The following is an 18,150-nucleotide window of genomic DNA, read 5'->3' as shown; positions in this document are numbered from 1 at the left end:
GGCATGGACATGACGCTGATCGAGGTCATGCCGCTCGGCGAGATCGAGGGCGACCGCACCGACCAGTTCCTGCCCCTCTCGGTGGCCCGCGCCCGGTTGGAGCAGCGCTACACCATGACCCCCCTGCCCGACCGCACCGGCGGACCGGCGCGCTACGTGCGCATTGCCGAGACCGGCGGGCGCCTCGGCTTCATCACGCCGCTCACCCATAATTTTTGCGAGAGCTGCAACCGGGTGCGTCTGACCTGCACCGGCAAGCTCTACATGTGCCTCGGCCAGGAGGACGCCGCGGATCTCCGCGCCGCCCTGCGCGCCTCCCCCGACGACGCCCTCGTGACCCAGGCGGTGATCGACGCCATCGCGCGCAAGCCCAAGGGCCACGACTTCGTCATCGAGCGGGCCCGCCCCGCCGCCGTGCCGCGCCACATGAGCGTCACCGGCGGATAAACCTCCGCCAGCGTTTGACCCTCGCCAGTATCGCTCCTAGACCCCGTTCGTATTCAGGATACGAGCGGAGATGATGATGGCGAAGGTCGCGTTTCTGGGCCTCGGCGTAATGGGCGGCCCGATGGCCCGCCACCTCGCCGCCAAGAGCCACGAGGTCACCGTCTACAACCGCACCACCGCCAAGGCGGAAGCCTGGGTCGCCGCGCATGGCGGGGCCTTCGCCGCGACCCCGCGCGAGGCCGCCAAGGGCCAGGCCATCGTCTTCGCCTGCGTCGGCAACGACGAGGATCTGCGCAGCGTCACCCTCGGCGCGGACGGCGCCTTCGCGGGCATGGACCAGGGCGCGATCTTCGTCGACCACACCACCGCCTCGGCCGAGGTCGCCCGCGAACTCGCCGACGCCGCCCAGGTCGCCGGCCTTGGCTTCATCGACGCCCCCGTCTCGGGTGGACAGGCCGGCGCCGAGAACGCGGCGCTCACCGTGATGTGCGGCGGCGAGGCCGAGACCTACGCGAAGGTCGAGCCCGCCATCCTGTGCTTTGCCCGCGCCAGCCGCCTGATGGGCCCGGCCGGCTCCGGCCAGCTCACCAAGATGGTCAACCAGATCGCCATCGCGGGCCTCGTCCAGGGCCTGTCCGAGGCGGTGCACTTCGCCAAGCGCGCCAACCTCGACGTCGAGGCCGTGCTGGAGGTGATCTCCAAGGGCGCTGCCGGTTCCTGGCAGATGGAGAACCGGGGCAAGACCATGAACGCGGCCAAGTTCGACTTCGGCTTCGCCGTGGACTGGATGCGCAAGGACCTCGGCATTCTGCTGGCCGAGGCCCGGCGCAACGGCGCCCAGTTGCCCGTCACCGCCCTCGTCGACCAGTTCTACGCCGACGTGCAGGGCATGGGCGGCAGCCGCTGGGACACCTCGTCCCTCATCGCTCGACTGGAGAAGTGAGCGCCGCCCGGGCCTGCCCGAGGGCACCCTCGGGCGGCGTCCAGAGCCAGTCCGGCCCCATCTGGTGTCGGAACCAGGTGAACTGGCGCTTGGCGTAGCGCCGCGTGTCGCCCTGCCCGCGCCGGATCGCCTCCGCCCGGGTGAGCGTTCCGTCGAGATGGGCGATCAGGCCCGGCACGCCGTGGGCGCGCATGATCGGCAGCAGCGGGTCGAGGCGCCGGTCGCGCAGGGCCTCGACCTCGCCGAGTGCCCCTTGCGCGATCATCGCCTCGAACCGGGCGTCGATGGCCCGGCGCAGGGCCTCGCGCTCGGGGGCCAGGAACAGCTTCAGAAGCGGCAGGCCCGCGAGCGGCCCGGGCGTGCGCGCACCGTGGAAATCCGAGATCGACCGTCCGGTCGCCGCGAACACCTCGAGGGCGCGCATCACTCGCGCCCGGTCGCTGGGGCGTAGGGTCTCCGCCCCGACCGGGTCGACTTCACGCAGTTCGGCGTGGAGATCCTCCGTCGCCCGTGCTTCGGCCCGCGCCCGCAGGGCCGACCGAATCGCGTCCGGCACCTGCGGCAACTCGGACAGGCCCTCCTCCAGCGCCCGGAAGTACAGGCCGGTGCCGCCGACGAAGATCGGCAGCTGCCCCGCATCGCGCAAGCGCGCGATCAGCGGCGCGGCCTCGCGGGCGAAGTGCCCGGCCGAGTAGTTCACCGCGCCGTCGACATGGCCGTAGAGGTGGTGGGGCGCCTGTTCCTCCTCGGTCACGCTCGGCCGGGCGGAGAGCCGGCGCAGGTCGGCATAGACCTGCATCGAGTCGGTGTTGATGACCGCTCCCCCGAATTCGCGCGCGAGCGCCAGCGCGAGGCCCGACTTGCCGGAGGCGGTCGGCCCTGCGATGAGAATGCCCGCCGGCAGGGTGGGCGCGTGCGTGCGTTGCATGACCGGCGGCACTGGCGTGGAAAGCTCCCGGATGACCCTCGTCGCGATCCTGATAGCAAACGAGAGCCGCCCCGCCATCACCGATGCGGTCCTGGCCGAGGCCCGCGCGGTGATGCGCACGGAGCACCAGCCCCGCATCCTGCACGGGGAGGTCGCTGCCGAGGTGCTGGTGCCGGGTGCCGAAGCCGACGCGCCGGCCCTCGCCCGCCGCCTGCGCGCGGCGCTGGCCTCCGAGCCGATCGACGTCGCGGTGCTGAGCGCCGGTCCGCACCGGCGCAAGCGCCTGTTCCTGGCCGACATGGACTCGACCATGATCGAGCAGGAATGCATCGACGAACTCGCCGACACGATCGGCCTGAAGGACCACGTCGCCGCCATCACCGAGCGGGCGATGCGGGGGGAGATCGCCTTCGGGCCAGCCCTGCGCGAGCGGGTCGCCCTGCTGCGCGACGTGCCCGTCGACAAGATCGACGCGCTCATCGCCGAGCGCATCACCCTGACGCCAGGCGGACGCACCCTGGTGCGGACCATCAAGGCGCACGGCACCCATACCTGCCTGATCTCGGGGGGCTTCACCTTGTTCACCGGCCCGGTCTCAGCCCGGATCGGCTTCGACGAGGCCCACGCGACCACGCTCGGGGTCCGCGACGGCCACCTCACCGGCGAGGTCATCGAGCCGATCGTCGACAAGGAGACCAAGCGCGCGACCCTGATCGCCCTGCGCAGCCGCTTCGGCCTCGATTCCACCGACACCCTGGCGGTGGGGGACGGCGCCAACGACCTCGACATGCTCGGCGAGGCCGGCCTCGGCGTCGCCTTCCGGGCCAAGCCGAAGGTGGCGGCGGCCGCACAGGTGCGGATCGACCACGGCGACCTGACGGCCCTGCTCTACCTGCAGGGTTATGCCTCGGCCGAATTCGTGGGCTGAGCGGGGTCTTCGCCACCTGAGGAGGACGGTCGCGCCCGATCGCATCTGCATTCCTCCTTCCCCGCAGGCGGCGAGAGGGAATGCGCCCCCACCCCCCAAAACAAAGCCGCCGCCCTTTCGGGCGGCGGCTTCGGATCTTCACATTCACCGACAGGATCAGTCGATCCCGAGGGCCACGAAACGGACGTCGCCCGAAGCGCTGGCCACCAGAAGCAGGACGGACTTGCGACCGTCCTTCTTCAACTGATCGATCCGCTTGCTGACGTCGGCCGGAGCGCTCACCGCCTCCTGCCCGACCTCGACGATGACCTCGCCGGGCTTGATCTGCTTGTCGGCCGCCGTGGAGTTGGGGTCGACGCGGGTGACGAGGACGCCCTTCAGGCCGTCCTTGAGGCTGTAGCGCTTGCGCGCCTCGTCGGTGATACCCGAGAGGTTGAGACCCAAAACCTGGCGCACCGCGCTCTCGGGCTCGGGCTGCTTGACGCTGGCCAGAGTCGGCTTCTCGGTGTCTTCCAGCCGGCCGAGGGTGACGGACTTCGTGGTCTCGGCGCCCTTGCGGATGACGAGAACGTCCACCGTCTTGCCGACCGGGGTCGAGGCGACGATGCGCGGCAGGTCGCTGGACGACTTCACCGCCGTGCCGTTGAACTTGACGATGACGTCGCCGATCTCGAGGCCGGCCGCCTTGGCCGGGCCCTTCTCGTCGACGCCGGCGACGAGCGCGCCCTTGACCCCGTCCTTCATGTCGAGGGCTTCGGCCGTGGTCTCGTCGACGTTCTGGATGCGCACGCCGAGCCAGCCGCGGCGGACCTCGCCGAATTCGCGCAGCTGTTCGATGACCTGGGACGCGTTGTTCGACGGCACCGCGAAGCCGATGCCGACCGAGCCGCCTGTGGGCGACAGGATCGCCGTGTTGATGCCGATGACCTCGCCGTTCATGTTGAACAGCGGGCCGCCGGAATTGCCCTTGTTGATGGCCGCATCCGTCTGGATGTAGTTGTCGTAAGGGCCAGACTCGATGTTGCGGCCCCGCGCCGAGACGATGCCGGCCGAGACCGAGCCGCCGAGGCCGAAGGGGTTGCCGATGGCGATGACCCAGTCACCCGGACGCATCTTCTCGGAATCGCCGAACGGGACGGCCTTCAGCGGCTTGCCCGCCTCGGGCTTCACCCGCAGCACCGCGAGGTCGATCTTGGCATCCTTGCCGATGATCTCGGCCTTCAGCTTGGTGCCGTTGTGCAGGATGACCTGGATGTCGTTGGCGTCGCCGATGACGTGGTTGTTCGTCACCACGATGCCGGAGGCGTCGATGATGAAGCCGGAACCCAGGGAGTTCGACTTCCGCGGCGAACGCGGACGCTCGGTTTCGCTGCGGTCACCGCCGCCGCCGCGCTGGCCGCGCTTGTTGAAGAACTCCTCGAAGAGGTCCTCGAACGGCGTGCCGGGCGGCAATTGCGGTCCCGAACGCGTGTTCGGGCGGGCCTCGACGGTGGTCGAAGCCGAGATGTTCACCACCGCGTCCGTCACCTGATCGGCGAGGTCGGCGAGCGATTCCGGGCCCTTGGCGTAGGCGGCAGTCGGCAGGCCGGTCACGGCGACGGAGGTGACCAAGGTGACGGCCGCGAGCGCGGAGCACAGGCTGTGACGGAGCGCTCGGGATCGTGGCGCCCGGACGGCGCTCGCAACGGGAACCATGTTCGACCTCTCGTGGTGCAACGATGCCCTTAGATCGTCCGCGTGCCGCGCCGATCAAGAGTCCGGCGGCGAACCAGGGTCCGCCGCCGGTGCGTCATGGGGCCCGCTCCTGCGGGCGCCGGTCGTCAGCGGGCTCCGTCGGTCGACCCGGTAGTGCCGGGCTCGGCCGGGCTACGTGCGGGGACACGGGCGGCCGGGGTACCGGGCTGGCGGCCCTGAGGATCGCTGAAGTACCGGAAGAAGTCCGACGAGGGGCTGATCACGAGCCGCGTATCGGAGCCCTTCAGGCCGGTCTCGTAGGCCTGCATGGAGCGGTAGAAGCTGAAGAAGTCCGCGTCCTTGCCGTAGGCTTCCGCCAGGATGCGGTTCTTGTCGGCGTCGCCCTGACCGCGCAGGGTCTCGGCGGTCTGGGTGGCTTCCGAGATCAGCACCGTCACGTCGCGGTCGGCCTTGGCCCGGATCGTCACCGCGGCCTGCTCGCCGTTGGCGCGGATATCGGCCGCCTCGCGCTGACGCTCCGTCTTCATCCGGTTGTAGACCGCCGTGCTGTTCTGAGCCGGCAGGTCGACGCGGGTCATGCGCAGGTCGACGATCTCGACGCCGAGCTCCTTCGCCTGCCGGTTCACGTCGGCCTGGATCTGGTTCATCAGCTCGGCGCGCTGGGTCCGCACGATGGCGTCGCGGGTCGAACGGGCGAGCAGGTTGCGCAGGGCCGAGTTGGTGAAGCTCGCCAGCAGGGTGTTGGCGCGAGCCACGTTGTTGGCCGACTGGTAGAAGCGCAGCGGATCGGTGATCCGGTAGCGCGCGAAGGCGTCGACCTCGAGGTTCTGGCGGTCGGTGGTCAGCAGGGTCTGAACCGGCAGGTCGAGGTCGAGCACCCGCTTATCGAACAGCACGACGTTCTCGAAGAACGGGATCTTGAAGTATAGGCCGGGCTTGTCGGTGCCGGTCTGGTTCAGAACGGCGCGGACGCCGCCGAAGCGGAGCACCAGGGCCTGCTGCATCTGCCCGACGGTGAAGACCGAGGCGTAGAGGCCGACGACCACGGCGGCGGCCGCGATCATGAGGCCGGTCCGGAGCGCTTGGTTGTTCATCGGGCGGCTCCACCGGCTGCGTTGCGGGCGCCGAACTCGGCCAGCGGCAGCACCGGCAGCACGCCGGCGGCGCTTGCGCCCGCACCCGTGCCGGACCCGTTCTGATCGATGATCACCTTGTTGACCGAGCCCAGGACCCGCTCCATCGTTTCGAGGAAGATGCGCTCGCGGCTGATGACCGGCGCGATTTTGTAGGAATCGTAGACCTGGGTGAAGCGGGCGGCCTGACCGGTCGCCTCGGCGGTGGCCTGCGTCTTGAAGGCCTCGGCGGACTGGACGATCTGCTGCGCCCGGCCGCGAGCCTGCGGAACCACGCTGCTCTCGTAGGTGCGGGCGTCGTTCTTGGCACGCTCGGCATCCTGCTGGGCGGCGTTCACGTCGAAGAAGGACGGACGCACCTCCGGCGGCGGCTGCACGCTGACGAGCTGCACGAGCTCGATGCGCACGCCGGCGCCGTACTCGTCGAGCGCCTTCTGGGTGATCTCGCGGACCTCCTGCGCGACGCTCGACTGCTCGTTGGTCAGGATCGGCTGGATGTTGCGGCGGCCCACGACTTCGCGCATCGCGCTCTCGGCGATGGCCTTGATGGTGCCTTCGGGGTTCTCGAGGTTGAAGACGAAATCGGACGCCTTCAGGGGATTGATGCGCCACTGCACCTCGAAGTCGAGGTCCACGATGTTCTCGTCGCCCGTGAGCATCAGGCTCTCCTCGGGCTTGTCGGCGTTGCGGCTCTGGGAGCCGATACCCGCGCGATAGCCGATCTGGACGCTGTTGACCTGGCCGACATTGGGCTTGGTCACGGCGCCGATGGGCGCGGGGAAGTTGTAATTCAGGCCCTGGCCGGTGGTGCTGGTGTAGCGCCCGAAGATCGTCTCGATGCCGACCTGCTGCGGCGCCACGGTGTAGAAACCGGTGAGGAGCCATCCGGCGACCACGAGGCCGCCCGCGATGAGGATGCCGCGACCGCCGCCCATCGAGCCGCCGGGGATCACGCCACGGAGACGGTCCTGGCTGCGCCGGAGCAAATCCTCCAGATCGGGCGGCGTCTTGCCGCCACCGCCACCGCCGCCGCCCCAGGGGCCACCGCCATTGCCGCCGCCGCCTCGGCCCCAGGGCCCTCCCCCGTTGCCGCTACCGCCGCCGCTCTGATTGCTCCAAGGCATGCTCGCCGATCTCTCCTGTTCCCGCAGCGTCTTCGCCGCACACGAAGCCCACCCGCGCCGCCCGGTCCCACCCCTCGAGAGGGCGGGCCGGATCTCTCCTGCGCGGACAAGAGTCTCGATCCCGTCGCGACCGGACCCTTGCACCTGTGTGGGCGCGCGCAATCCTGTCAAGATTGCCACTTGGGCATCGGCAGACTGAAAGACAACCGGGCGGGAACCCTTTGCACAATGGGTCGCGCCCGATGGTTTACGGCCTCAGTCCCGTCGCTCGAGGTCGACAAAGCTGAAGGCACAGGCATCGTGCTCGCCGGGCGGATGCGCTTCGCGATGCGTCTCGCGGTAGCGGGCCCGGTCAAACGGCGGGAACACGGTGTCCCCCTCCGGAGCGAGGTCGACTTCGGTGAGGTGCAGGCGCTCGGCCTGCGGCAGGGCCAGCGCATAGATCTCGCCCCCGCCCGCCACCATGAGTTCCTCGGCGCCCTCGGCAGCGGCGAGCGCCCCCGGCCAGTCATGCGCGACGGCGACGCCGGACACCGCGAAGGCGGGGTCTCGGGTCAGCACGATGGTACGCCGGCCCGGCAGGGGCCGCCCGATCGACTGGAAGGTCTTGCGTCCCATCAGCAGGGGCTTGCCCATGGTCAGGGCCTTGAACCGACGCAGATCGCTGCGCAGGCGCCAGATCAGGTCGTTGTCACGGCCGATGACGCCGTTGCGGGCGACCGCCGCGATGATGGTGACGCAGGCGGCCGGCATCAGACGGCCACCGGGGCGCGGATCGCCGGATGGGGGGCGTAGCCTTCCACCGCGATATCCGCAAAGCGGAAGTCGAACAACGAGGTCACGCCGGGGTCGAGCACGAGGCGGGGCAGCGGCCGATGCTCCCGCGTCAGCTGGAGCCGAGCCTGGTCGAGATGGTTCACGTAGAGGTGGGCGTCGCCCAGCGTGTGGACGAAGTCGCCGGGCTTGAGCCCGGTCACCTGCGCCATCATCGCGGTGAGGAGGGCGTAGCTCGCGATGTTGAACGGGACGCCGAGGAAGACGTCCGCCGAGCGCTGGTAGAGCTGGCAGGAGAGCCGCCCCTCGGCCACGTAGAACTGGAACAGGCAGTGGCAGGGCGCCAGGGCCATCCGGTCGAGGTCGGCCGGGTTCCAGGCCGAGACGATCAGGCGCCGGGAATCCGGGTTGCGACGAATCTCGTCCAGCACCCAGGCGATCTGGTCGACGCTGCCGCCGTCGGGCTTAGCCCAGGAGCGCCACTGCTTCCCGTAGACGGGGCCGAGATCGCCGTTCGCATCGGCCCACTCGTCCCAGATGGTGACGCCGTTCGCCTGGAGCGCGCGCACATTGGTGTCGCCGGTGAGGAACCAGAGCAGCTCGTGGATGATCGAGCGCAGGTGCAGCTGCTTCGTGGTGACGAGGGGAAAGCCCTCCGCCAGGTCGAAGCGCATCTGGTGCCCGAAGACCGAGAGCGTGCCGGTGCCGGTGCGGTCGCCCTTGCGGACCCCCTCCCGCAGAATGCGTTCGAGAAGCTGGTGATAGGCGTGCATCGCGGCTCCCGGGCGGAAGCCCTGGAATAGCGCGGCGGGCGCGAGGTGGCGAGGCCACGCGCGGTGGGCGTCAACACGTTCGTACGGTCTTCAGCCGTCTGCGGGCCAGAGCACGTAGGCGATCATCGCGAGGTTGCTCCAGGCATGGAGCAGGATTCCGGGCCAGAGCCGTCCGCTGCGCCAGCGCACCCAGCCCAGCACCAGGGCGAGCGGGATCAGCGAGAGCGGCCGGGCGATCCCGGCCGGCGTCAGGTGCGCGGCCGCGAAGAGCAGGCCGGTGGCCGCGATCGCCGCGCCGGGCGACAGGAAGCGGCGCGCCCGCTCGTAGAGGGCGCCGCGCACGAGCAACTCCTCCGCGATCGGCGCCAGGATCAGCACGTAGGCGAGCCAGAGTGCGGCCGCCCCCGTGGTAAGCCCCGGTGCCAGGGAGGTGTGCCGCCGGATCGGCATATTTAGGAACTCGGCGGTGCCGGTGACCCAGGTGATGTGAATGAGGGGCCAGACCAGCATGAGCAGCGCGAGGCGGTGCGGCGTGAGCCCGGGCGCAGGCGCGGCTCCTGGGGCGGGGCGCGTCAGCGCCAGGGCGCGACGCCAATCCGGCCCCGCGCGCCAGCGAACCGCCGCGACCACCAGGATCGCCAGGAGGGCCTGGCGGATCACGTCGATGGCGAGTTCCCGCATGGCGAGCTGGCGCGGCTGCAGGCGCGGCCGGGCCGTCGTCCAGCTTCCCAAGCCGTCGAGCCAATCGGCGCCGACGCGAACGATGACGAGGGCGAGGAGGCTCGCGAGCGCGAGGGCGAGGAAGCCCCAGAAGGCGAGGCCCGCCAGGCCGGCCGCCAGCCCGAGGGCCGACCGCAGCCCCGCGCTTCGCGGTGAGGGCACGGGCCGAGGCGCATCGTGCGAAGGCGCCACCTCGGCAGGCACCGCCGCACCATCATCGGGCTTCAAATGAGCGGCCTCTCCCTGTATGTTCGCACCGTTGGCCGGTGTCCCCGGTAAGGGTCCGGAACCGGGGCGCGTTTCCGTGCCGTGGCCCCACTCCGAGACCAGGACGGTATCCGGCGGCGGCGCTCCGAACCACGGGCTTTTGGACGCAAGGCCCCGAGGCTCGACAGGCTCGGCGTTTTGACGGAAGCTCCGGACGTGCCATCGGAGGGCGGGCCAGCGATTCCGGCTTGAATCCGGGACGATGGGCGCGCAAGGCAAGTCCTGCGGGCCCGGGGCCCGCGCACGGCATAGTTCTGGGAGCGCCGGGTCACGGCCGCCTCCAGTCGATTTTCATCCGACCCGGGGCGCCATCACGGCGCGCGACGGCGGGCAGGGACCGGGCATAAGCGACCGCAGATGGCAGACGATCTGATCCGCTACGATCTCCTGGTGCAGGATGCCCTGCGCGGCGTGGTGCGCAAGGTGCTGACCGACGCGGCCCGGGAGGGCCTGGCGGGGGAGCATCACTTCTACGTCTCGTTCCGCACGGAGGCGCCGGGCGTGCGCATGTCGCAGCGCCTGCGGGAAAAGTACCCGCAGGACATGACGATCGTCCTCCAGCATCAGTTCTGGGATCTCGGCGTCACCGAGCACACCTTCGAGGTCGGGCTGTCCTTCTCGGGCGTGCCGGAGCGCCTGCTGGTTCCGTTCGACGCGCTGACGGGCTTCTTCGACCCATCGGTCCAGTTCGGCCTGAAGTTCGACCTCAGCGAGAGCGCGGAGGATGTCTCCACGGCGGATGCGGACGAGGACGGCGCAGCGGCCGGAAAGACCGCGCCGCGGGGTGCCGCGTCCGAGCCGACCGAGATGAAGCCGAAGGGAACGGGTCTGGCGACCATCGGAACCCCGTCCGTGCCGAAGCTGATCCCCGGCACGTCCCCCACGGCCCCGGTCGCCAAGACCGATGCAAAGCCGGAGGCGAAGGCCAGCGACGGCACCGATCCCAAGGTCCCGCCGGCGAAGAAGCCGGAGGACGGCCAGGAAAGCGGCGCCGAGGTCGTCAGCCTGGATGCGTTCCGCAAGAAGAGCTGACGCGGCACGACCGGACCACTTCCACGCCGCGCATCGCTCGTCAGTCAGCGAGGCCCTTCGCCTCGCCGCGCGGCCTCACCGTCATGTGAAGCCCGTGCTCGGGCCGGAGCGTCACCCGGTGCAGCGGCATCACCGGGGCGTGGTCCTCCGCCAGGGTGAAGCGGGCGGCGCGCGTGATGTGCGCGAGCACCACCACCGCCTCCTGAAGCGAGAAGCTCTGTCCGATGCAGACGCGCGGCCCGGCCCCGAACGGCAGGTAGGCGAAGCGCGGGATATCGGCCCTGGCCTCGGGCAGGAAGCGCTCGGGCATGAAGGCCTCGGGCTCCTGCCAGAGAGTCTTGTGGCGGTGGAGCACGTAGGGCGCCACCATCACCAGGGAGCCCTTGGGGATCTTGATGCGGCCGATCCGGTCCTCGGCGATGGCCTGCCGACTTAGGAACGGCACCGGCGGGAAGAGGCGCATGGTCTCCTCCATCACCGCTTTCGTGTAGGGCAGCGCGTCGGCGTCGAAATCGACGCCCGGCGGAACGGCATCGACCTCCGCCTCCACCCGGGCACGGGCCGCCGGGTCCTGCGACAGGCAGTAGAGCGCCCAGGTGAGCGCGTTGGCGGTGGTCTCGTGGCCGGCGGCGATGAAGGTGACGATGTTGGCCTTCACCTCGAGATCGGTGAGGCCCTGCCCCGTTTCGGGATCCTGTGCCTTCAGGAGCAGGGTGAGGAGGTCGCTCGGGGCGGCGTCGCGTTCGATCAGGGCGCGGCGGCGCGCGATGAGTTCGTCCACCACCTCGGCGAAGAACCGGATCGCCGGCCGCGCCCGCAGGCGGCCGATGCGCGGGATGAAGCCCGGCAGGCCGAACACGTCGAGGGGATCGATCGGCCCGACCGATTCGAGGAAGCGCGTGATGGCGCGCCCCAGCGCGTCGGGATCGCTGGCGAGCCCTTGCGTGAAGATCGTCCGTTCCAGCACGTCGAGGGTGACGCGGGTCATCTCCAGGGCGACGTCGATGCTGGCCCCCTCGCGGCGTGCCAGCCGGCGCGCCATACGGGCGCCGGCGGCGTTCATGGCCACGTTGAAGCCGAGCACGTGCCGGGCCGAGAAGATCGGCGCGAGCGTCCGGCGCTGCAGCTTCCACTCCTCGCCCTCGGCGGTGAGCAGGCCGTTTCCAAGTCCAGGGGCGAGGACGCGCCGCTGCAGGTCGTCCTTGCGGTAGTTGGCGGCGTTCTCGACGTAGAGGTAACGGATCAGGGCGGGATCGCTCACCACGGTGACGCGGCCAAGCGCCCCATCGGCGGCCACCACCGGCTTCTCGAAATGCACGTCGAGCCAGGTCGTGAGCGGATTGGCGCGCGCTGCTCTGAGGAACCCGAACAGTCCCGGCTGCTCGCGCAGGGGCTTCGGGACCACCGGCCGGAAGCGCACGGGCGCGGCGGGTTCGACGAGGGCGGCACGCGACATCGAGGACAACTCCGGGCCCGATGAGGGCTGATAAGGCATGACAATTCAGCGCCGGGCACACGGCCCGCTGAGGATGCGCCATCGCGGTTTGAATGCGTGCAGTTTAAGTAGGGTCCGCTTTAGCCAGACGAAGAGGCCACGATGTCGCCCACCGAGACGCCCGCCACCCGCACCGAGTCCGACACCTTCGGCCCGATCGAGGTTCCGGCGCATCGCTACTGGGGCGCGCAGACGCAGCGCTCGATCCAGAACTTCAAGATCGGCACGGAGCGGATGCCGGCGCCCCTCGTCCACGCCCTCGGCATGGTCAAGCAGGCCGCCGCCCTGGTGAACCAGGACCTCGGCGCCCTCGACCCGAAGGTGGCCCAGGCCGTCGCGGCTTCCGCGGCCGAGGTGGTCTCCGGCGAGCACGACCAGGAATTTCCCCTGGTGGTCTGGCAGACCGGCTCCGGCACCCAGTCGAACATGAATGCGAACGAGGTGATCGCCAGCCTCGCCAACGAGTTGCTGGGTGGTAAGCGCGGCGGCAAGTCGCCGGTCCACCCCAACGACCACGTCAATCGCGGCCAGTCCTCCAACGACGTGTTCCCGACCGCGATGCACATCGCGGTCTCGCGCGAGATCAACGACCGTCTGCTGCCGGCCCTGAAGCACCTGCACGACGCGCTCCAGGCGAAATCCGAGTCCTTCGCCTCCATCGTCAAGATCGGCCGCACCCACCTGCAGGACGCGACCCCGGTCTCGCTCGGCCAGGAATTTTCCGGCTACGTCGCCCAGGTGGCGCTCGGAACCGAGCGCGTGAAGGCGACGCTGCCGGGCGTGCTGGCGCTCGCCCAGGGCGGCACGGCGGTGGGCACCGGCCTCAACGCGCATCCCGAGTTCGCGGAAAAATTCGCCGCCAAGGTCGCGGAGTTGACGGGCCTGCCCTTCACCTCGGCCGTCAACAAGTTCGAGGCGCTGGCGACCCACGACGCCCTGGTGTTCACGCAAGGGTCCCTGACCGCCCTGGCCTCGGGCCTGTTCAAGATCGCCCAGGACATCCGTTTCCTCGGCTCAGGCCCGCGCTCGGGCCTCGGCGAACTCTCGCTGCCGGAGAACGAGCCCGGCTCTTCGATCATGCCCGGCAAGGTCAACCCGACCCAGTGCGAGGCCCTGACGATGGTCTGCGCCCAGGTGATCGGCAACGGCACCACCGTGAGTCTCGCCGGCAGCCAGGGCAATTTCGAGCTGAACGTGTTCAAGCCCGTCATCGCCAACGCGGTGCTGCAGTCGATCCGCCTGATCGCGGACGCGGCGGTGAGCTTCACCGACAACTGCGTCGTCGGCATCAAGGCCAACGAGGACAAGATCGCCGACCTGATGAGCCGCTCGCTCATGCTGGTGACCGCGCTCGCGCCCTCGATCGGCTACGACAAGGCCGCCGAGATCGCCAAGACCGCGCACAAGAACGGCACCACCCTCAAGGAGGAGGCCCTGCGCCTCGGCTACGTCACGGCCGAGGAGTTCGAGCGCGTGGTGCGCCCCGAGACGATGCTGGCGCCCAGCGCCGAATGAGGGAGCCGAACGGCATGGCGGAGATCATCAACCTGCGCCAGGCCCGCAAGGACCGGGCGCGGGTCGAGAAGGAACAGAAGGCGGCGGACAACCGCATCGCCTTCGGCCGCCCGAAGAAGGCCAGGACCCTGGCCGAGGCCAAGAAGGCGATCGAGGTCTCGCGCCACGAGGGCCACAAGCTGGTCGGGCCGGATTCAGAGGGGTGATGGGGGACGCGACGCGTGACCCTCCCCCGCAGTGGGGGGAGGGTTGGGATCGGCGATGACAACCGGCGTCACCAAGCGCTCCGTGATGATCGCCGGCCACCGAACCAGCGTGTCCCTGGAGGACCCGTTCTGGGAGGCGCTGCGGGCGATCGCGGCGGCGCGCGGCCAGTCCGTCCAGGCCCTGATCGGCGTCATCGATGCCGGGCGGGAGGGTCAGAACCTCTCATCCGCCATCCGGGTGTTCGTGCTGGCGAGCGTGCGCGCGCAGGCCTGACGGCCGCGCGTTCGTCGGGCGGCGGATGTCCAGCAGGCTGTAGGAGGCCGGCGCGCCGAAGGTCCGGCGGAACGCGTTGGCGAAATGCGCCTGGTCGGCGAACGCCGCTTCGTGCGCGGCCCGGGTGAAGTTGGCGCCCCGCACGACGGCCTCGATGGCGCGGCGCATGCGCAGCCAGCCCCGATAGCGCCGGAACGGGACGCCCATCGCCGCGCTGAACAGGTGCTGCATCCGCGAGGATGACAGGGACGCGGCCGTGGCGAGGCGTTCCGCGCTCATTCGAGCGTCCGGCCGGGCGCGCAGGTCGACGAGGATCTTCGCGATCCGGGGATCGACCGGCGGATCGATCCGCCGGCCTGCGAACTCGGAGAGGTCGGCGATGGCCGCGCCGGCCCAGTCGCAGGCGTCGCGCCGCTCGAACAGCGCGCGCAAGGCGCCGACCTCCCCGCTCCGACCCACGAGGGCGCTGCCGACCGGCTCAGCCTGGCCCATCAGCCCCGCGAGGGCGCGTGCTCCGGCATCGGGCTCACGGTAGAGGACGCCGAGGGGATCGCCGCCACAGCTGAGTTCGTGCGGCATCCCGGCCGGGACGAAAGCCGTGCGGCAGGTGACCCAGTCCCCCGGTCGGAAGCGGATGCGGAAGGTGCCGTAGAGCCCCGCGAGATAGACCGGGGCGCCGTGCTGATGGCTGGCATTGTAGGTGAGTGGGCCGGCGAAGAGCGTGTGTCCCCCCGCCACATGCCAGATCGGGCCGGGCGACGCGCCGGCCGGCGCAGCACGTTCGTTCAAGCCGAGCGTCCTCCCGCCGCGATAGACCGCTGGCAACCGGTCCCGCCAGCATCCTGACGGAACCGGGCTTCTCGGGAAACACCCAGCGATGACCGAACTCACCCGCCGTCATCTCGCCGCGACCCTGGCCGCCGGCCTCGTCTCGCCGAAGGCCGCGCTGGCTGCCCTGCCCTCGCCGCCGCTGTCCGCCGGGCTGCACCAGATCCGCCTCGGCGCCTTCACCGTCACCACGTTCCGCGACGCCGACGTCGCCATCGACGGGCCCTGGCCGATCGTCGGCGAGGATCGCCCGAGAGCGGAGGTCGAGGCCCTGATGCGGGAGAACGGGCGCCCGCCGGACCGCTTCGAGCCCGGTTTCACGCCGATCCTCGTCCGGACCGGCCGCCAAACCGTCCTGTTCGACAGCGGCAACGGCGAGGTCGGCTTCGTCCCCCGTCCGGCCGGTGGACAATTGGCGCGCCTTGTGCGGCAGGCGGGCCTGTCACCGGACGCGATCGACCTCGTGGTGCTGACCCACTGTCACACCGACCATATCGGTGGGCTTCTGGAGGACGGACGGCCGCTCTTCCCCAGAGCCGGGTACGTGCTGGGGGAACGGGAATTCGCCTTCTGGCGGAGCGACGACCGTCTCGCGGGCGCGCCGGACGGCAACGAATTCAAGTCGGCCCGCATCTTCCGCAGCCACCTGCTTCCCCTCGCCGACCGCATCCGCTTCGTGACGCCCGGCCAGACCGTGGTCCCGGGCATCGATGCGGTGGCGGCTTTCGGCCACACGCCGGGCCACCTCGCCTTCAACGTGGAGAGCGAGGGCCAGCGCATGCTGGTCTGGGGTGACTGCGCCCACCACGAGGTCGCCTCCCTGGCCCGGCCCGACTGGCACGCCCTGTTCGACATGGACAAGGCGGCCGGCGCCGCGACCCGGCGGACGATCTACGACATGGCCGCCACCGACCGCATCCTGGTCGCCGGCTATCACACCGCCTTTCCGTCCCTCGGCCACGTCGTCCGCGACGGCGCCGGGTACCGCTGGCTCCCGGTGGCTGACCCGCTCCGGCGCTGAGGCGCGGCCTATTCCGCCGCCAGCAGCGTTCGCTCGGGCAGCCCCTCCAGGGCCGTTGGCTTCGGTCCGCCGGTCGCCCAGTCGAGCAATTCCACGGTGTGGACGATCGGGATCGCCGTGCCCTTCCCGATCTGGGTGGCGCAGCCGATATTGCCGGTGGCGATGACGTCGGGGCGCATCCGCTCGATGTTGGCCACCTTGCGGTCGCGCAGGCGGTTGGCGATCTCGGGCTGGAGGATGTTGTAGGTGCCGGCCGAGCCGCAGCAGATGTGGCCCTCGGGCACGTCTTTCACGGTGAAGCCAGCCGTCTTCAGGAGGTTTTTCGGCTCGGTACGGATGCCCTGGCCGTGCTGCATCGAGCAGGCCGAGTGGTAGGCGACGACGAGGTCGGTCTCGACGATCGGCGGCATCAGGCCGATGGTGGCCACGTACTCGGTGACGTCCTTGGCGATGGCCGAGACGCGCTTCGCTTTTTCCGCATAGGCCGGGTCTTCGCGGAACATGAAGCCGTAATCCTTGATCGTCGTGCCGCAGCCCGAGGCGGTGACGAGAATCGCGTCGAGGCCGGCGCCGTCCATCTCGGCGATCCAGGCGTCGATGGTCCGCTGCGCCTGGGCGTGCGACGCGTCCGCCTTGCCCATGTGATGGGTGAGCGCGCCGCAACACCCCTCCCCCTTCGCCTGCACCACCTCGACCCCGTGCCGGGTCAGGACTCGGATCGCCGCCTCGTTGAAGTCGGGGCGCAGGACGCTCTGCGCGCAGCCGCGCAGCAGCGCGACCCGGCCGGTCCGGGCGGGCGCGGCTTCGCCATGCAAGGCTGCGCTCGCTTCCAGGGCGCGCGTCTCGGGCATGAAGGTGCCGGGCCGATCGGTCGGGTTGCGGTTCGGCAACTGGGCCGGGGCGAGGTCGAGCATGGCCGCGAGACGATTGCCGACCCGCGGCAGGCGCGCCACCAGCGGCCGGAACGGGGCGCCGAGCTTCGCCCCAAGGAGGGCGAGGCGGAAGCGGTTCGGATAGGGCAGCACGAAGGCCAGCACGCTGCGGAGCAACCGGTCGCTCAAGGGACGCCGATAGGTTTCCTCGATATGCGCCCGGGCATGGTCGACGAGGTGCATGTAATGCACACCCGACGGACAGGTCGTCATGCAGGACAGGCACGAGAGGCAACGGTCGACATGCTTGACCACCTCCGGCACCGCCGGCTTTCCGCCCTCGAGCATGTCCTTGATCAGGTAGATGCGTCCGCGCGGGGAATCGAGTTCATCGCCGAGGAGCAGGTAGGTCGGACAGGTCGCGGTACAGAAGCCGCAATGGACACAGGTCCGCAGAATCTTCTCGGACGCCGCCATGGCCGGATCGGCGAGCTGCGTCAGGCTGAAATTGGTCTGCACGGCGTGTCCTCGGGTCCACCCTCGCGCCGTCCATCGGGCCCGGCTCGCGGCGGGCCCGTGGCGGCATCGTCGTTCTTGAACCCTCAGTCTAGAGCGTCTTGCAGCCGTTGCCGAGCCTTGGAATCGCTCCGAACAGCGTCGTCGGCGCGGCCTTGTCCCGCAGCGCCCGGACGGGTCCCGGTTCAGACGCCGGCATACATCCGGCCGGGGTTGAAAAGGCCCTTCGGATCGTGGGCCGCCTTGATGCCGGTGGTGATCCGCATCAGCGGCTCGGAGAGCGGTTCGAACACCGGCACGGCGGCGCGGACGGCGTCGGGCGCGCGTACCAGCGTGGCGTGGCCGCCCTCCGCCCGCACGGCCGTCCGGATGATCTCCGCGCCGGCATCGCCGGACGCATCCGTCGCGAGCCAGATCAGGCCGCCGCCCCAGTCGTAGAACCAGCGGGCGTCGCGCCGGGCGCCGATCGCGGCGGTCACGGCGGGGCCGCGGGTCGGCGCGGTGGAGATGCGCCAGATCGCGGAATCGCGGGGCTCGGCGAAGGCGACCGCGTCGCGGATGCGTGCCCAGAGCACGGTCCCGACCTCGCCCTCGACGATCTCGGGCTGGCCGAAGCGCTTGAGCAGGCGGCGCAGTTCCCCGAGGCGGTAGTCGATCGA

17 protein-coding genes and 2 pseudogenes are annotated in these 18,150 nt (G+C 70.2%); 8 read left to right on the top strand and 11 right to left on the bottom strand.

From position 1 onward, the window contains the following. Positions 1–447: pseudogene (locus K2X24_RS05010) on the top strand (GTP 3',8-cyclase MoaA); the annotation flags it as partial. Positions 448–523: 76 nt separating this feature from the next. Further along, a complete protein-coding gene (locus tag K2X24_RS05005; RefSeq protein ID WP_292495283.1) occupies positions 524–1,390 on the top strand; it encodes an NAD(P)-dependent oxidoreductase in 867 nt (288 codons plus the stop codon). Here K2X24_RS05005 and miaA read toward each other — a convergent pair. Then, positions 1,368–2,318 carry a tRNA (adenosine(37)-N6)-dimethylallyltransferase MiaA gene (miaA, locus tag K2X24_RS05000; protein WP_292495281.1) on the bottom strand — a complete coding sequence of 317 codons (951 nt, stop codon included), beginning with the start codon at positions 2,316–2,318 and terminating at the stop codon, positions 1,368–1,370. The genes K2X24_RS05005 and miaA overlap by 23 nt on opposite strands. A 31-nt stretch (positions 2,319–2,349) precedes the next feature. Between miaA and serB the strand changes: the two genes are divergently transcribed. Further along, the gene (gene serB, locus K2X24_RS04995) at positions 2,350–3,246 is read left to right on the top strand and encodes a phosphoserine phosphatase SerB (protein WP_292495279.1); all 897 of its coding nucleotides are present in this window, start codon (positions 2,350–2,352) and stop codon (positions 3,244–3,246) included. A gap of 156 nt (positions 3,247–3,402) precedes the next feature. On the opposite strand, the gene K2X24_RS04990 is transcribed toward serB, so the two are convergent. From K2X24_RS04990 to K2X24_RS04965, 6 genes are all read right to left on the bottom strand, one after another. Then, positions 3,403–4,941 (bottom strand): DegQ family serine endoprotease, encoded by a 1,539-nt coding sequence (locus K2X24_RS04990; protein WP_292495277.1) that lies wholly within the window; start codon positions 4,939–4,941, stop codon positions 3,403–3,405. Positions 4,942–5,066: 125 nt separating this feature from the next. Beyond that, positions 5,067–6,035 (bottom strand): protease modulator HflC, encoded by a 969-nt coding sequence (locus tag K2X24_RS04985; protein WP_292495275.1) that lies wholly within the window; start codon positions 6,033–6,035, stop codon positions 5,067–5,069. Next, entirely contained in the window at positions 6,032–7,198 is a 1,167-nt protein-coding gene (gene hflK, locus K2X24_RS04980; protein WP_292495273.1) for an FtsH protease activity modulator HflK, read from the bottom strand. Before hflK ends, K2X24_RS04985 begins: the two co-directional genes overlap by 4 nt. 255 nt (positions 7,199–7,453) lie before the next feature. After that, entirely contained in the window at positions 7,454–7,951 is a 498-nt protein-coding gene (locus tag K2X24_RS04975) for a dihydrofolate reductase (protein ID WP_292495271.1), read from the bottom strand. Then, entirely contained in the window at positions 7,951–8,745 is a 795-nt protein-coding gene (locus K2X24_RS04970) for a thymidylate synthase (protein WP_292495269.1), read from the bottom strand. Before K2X24_RS04970 ends, K2X24_RS04975 begins: the two co-directional genes overlap by 1 nt. Positions 8,746–8,835: 90 nt before the next feature. After that, on the bottom strand, positions 8,836–9,627 hold the full coding sequence (locus K2X24_RS04965) for a CPBP family intramembrane glutamic endopeptidase (protein WP_292495267.1): 792 nt from the start codon (positions 9,625–9,627) through the stop codon (positions 8,836–8,838). A gap of 462 nt (positions 9,628–10,089) precedes the next feature. Here K2X24_RS04965 and K2X24_RS04960 point away from each other — a divergent pair, with 462 nt between their 5' ends. Further along, the gene (locus K2X24_RS04960) at positions 10,090–10,764 is read left to right on the top strand and encodes a ClpXP protease specificity-enhancing factor SspB (RefSeq protein ID WP_292495265.1); all 675 of its coding nucleotides are present in this window, start codon (positions 10,090–10,092) and stop codon (positions 10,762–10,764) included. Positions 10,765–10,804: 40 nt separating this feature from the next. On the opposite strand, the gene K2X24_RS04955 is transcribed toward K2X24_RS04960, so the two are convergent. Beyond that, entirely contained in the window at positions 10,805–12,220 is a 1,416-nt protein-coding gene (locus K2X24_RS04955; protein ID WP_292495264.1) for a cytochrome P450, read from the bottom strand. A 141-nt stretch (positions 12,221–12,361) separates the two neighbouring features. Here K2X24_RS04955 and fumC point away from each other — a divergent pair, with 141 nt between their 5' ends. Genes fumC through K2X24_RS04940 form a run of 3 tightly spaced genes read left to right on the top strand, consistent with a single transcriptional unit; the run spans position 12,362 to position 14,254 of the window. Next, positions 12,362–13,774: a class II fumarate hydratase gene (gene fumC, locus K2X24_RS04950; protein ID WP_292495263.1), complete on the top strand. Its 1,413-nt coding sequence runs from the start codon at positions 12,362–12,364 to the stop codon at positions 13,772–13,774. Between the two features lie 14 nt (positions 13,775–13,788). Further along, positions 13,789–13,980, top strand: coding sequence for a DUF4169 family protein (locus K2X24_RS04945; RefSeq protein ID WP_292495262.1), 192 nt, complete (start codon positions 13,789–13,791; stop codon positions 13,978–13,980). A 55-nt stretch (positions 13,981–14,035) separates the two neighbouring features. Continuing rightward, on the top strand, positions 14,036–14,254 hold the full coding sequence (locus K2X24_RS04940) for a ribbon-helix-helix domain-containing protein (protein ID WP_292495260.1): 219 nt from the start codon (positions 14,036–14,038) through the stop codon (positions 14,252–14,254). On the opposite strand, the gene K2X24_RS04935 is transcribed toward K2X24_RS04940, so the two are convergent. Continuing rightward, complete coding sequence (locus K2X24_RS04935) at positions 14,204–15,043, bottom strand: AraC family transcriptional regulator (RefSeq protein ID WP_292495258.1); 840 nt, start codon at positions 15,041–15,043, stop codon at positions 14,204–14,206. The two genes, K2X24_RS04940 and K2X24_RS04935, sit on opposite strands and share 51 nt — an antisense overlap. Before the next feature lie 88 nt (positions 15,044–15,131). Here K2X24_RS04935 and K2X24_RS04930 point away from each other — a divergent pair, with 88 nt between their 5' ends. Then, a complete protein-coding gene (locus K2X24_RS04930) occupies positions 15,132–16,103 on the top strand; it encodes an MBL fold metallo-hydrolase (protein ID WP_292495256.1) in 972 nt (323 codons plus the stop codon). Positions 16,104–16,111: 8 nt separating this feature from the next. Here K2X24_RS04930 and K2X24_RS04925 read toward each other — a convergent pair whose 3' ends face one another. Together K2X24_RS04925 and K2X24_RS04920 are read right to left on the bottom strand one after the other, a co-directional pair. Beyond that, positions 16,112–17,494, bottom strand: a complete 1,383-nt coding sequence (locus K2X24_RS04925) for a heterodisulfide reductase-related iron-sulfur binding cluster (protein ID WP_292495254.1) — start codon at positions 17,492–17,494, stop codon at positions 16,112–16,114. Positions 17,495–17,676: 182 nt separating this feature from the next. Next, positions 17,677–18,150: pseudogene (locus K2X24_RS04920) on the bottom strand (glycolate oxidase subunit GlcE); the annotation flags it as partial.

It is taken from the genome of Methylobacterium sp. (assembly GCF_019750675.1).
In the GTDB taxonomy this organism is placed as follows: Bacteria; Pseudomonadota; Alphaproteobacteria; order Rhizobiales; family Beijerinckiaceae; genus Methylobacterium.
This window is presented reverse-complemented; position numbering and strand designations above follow the sequence as displayed.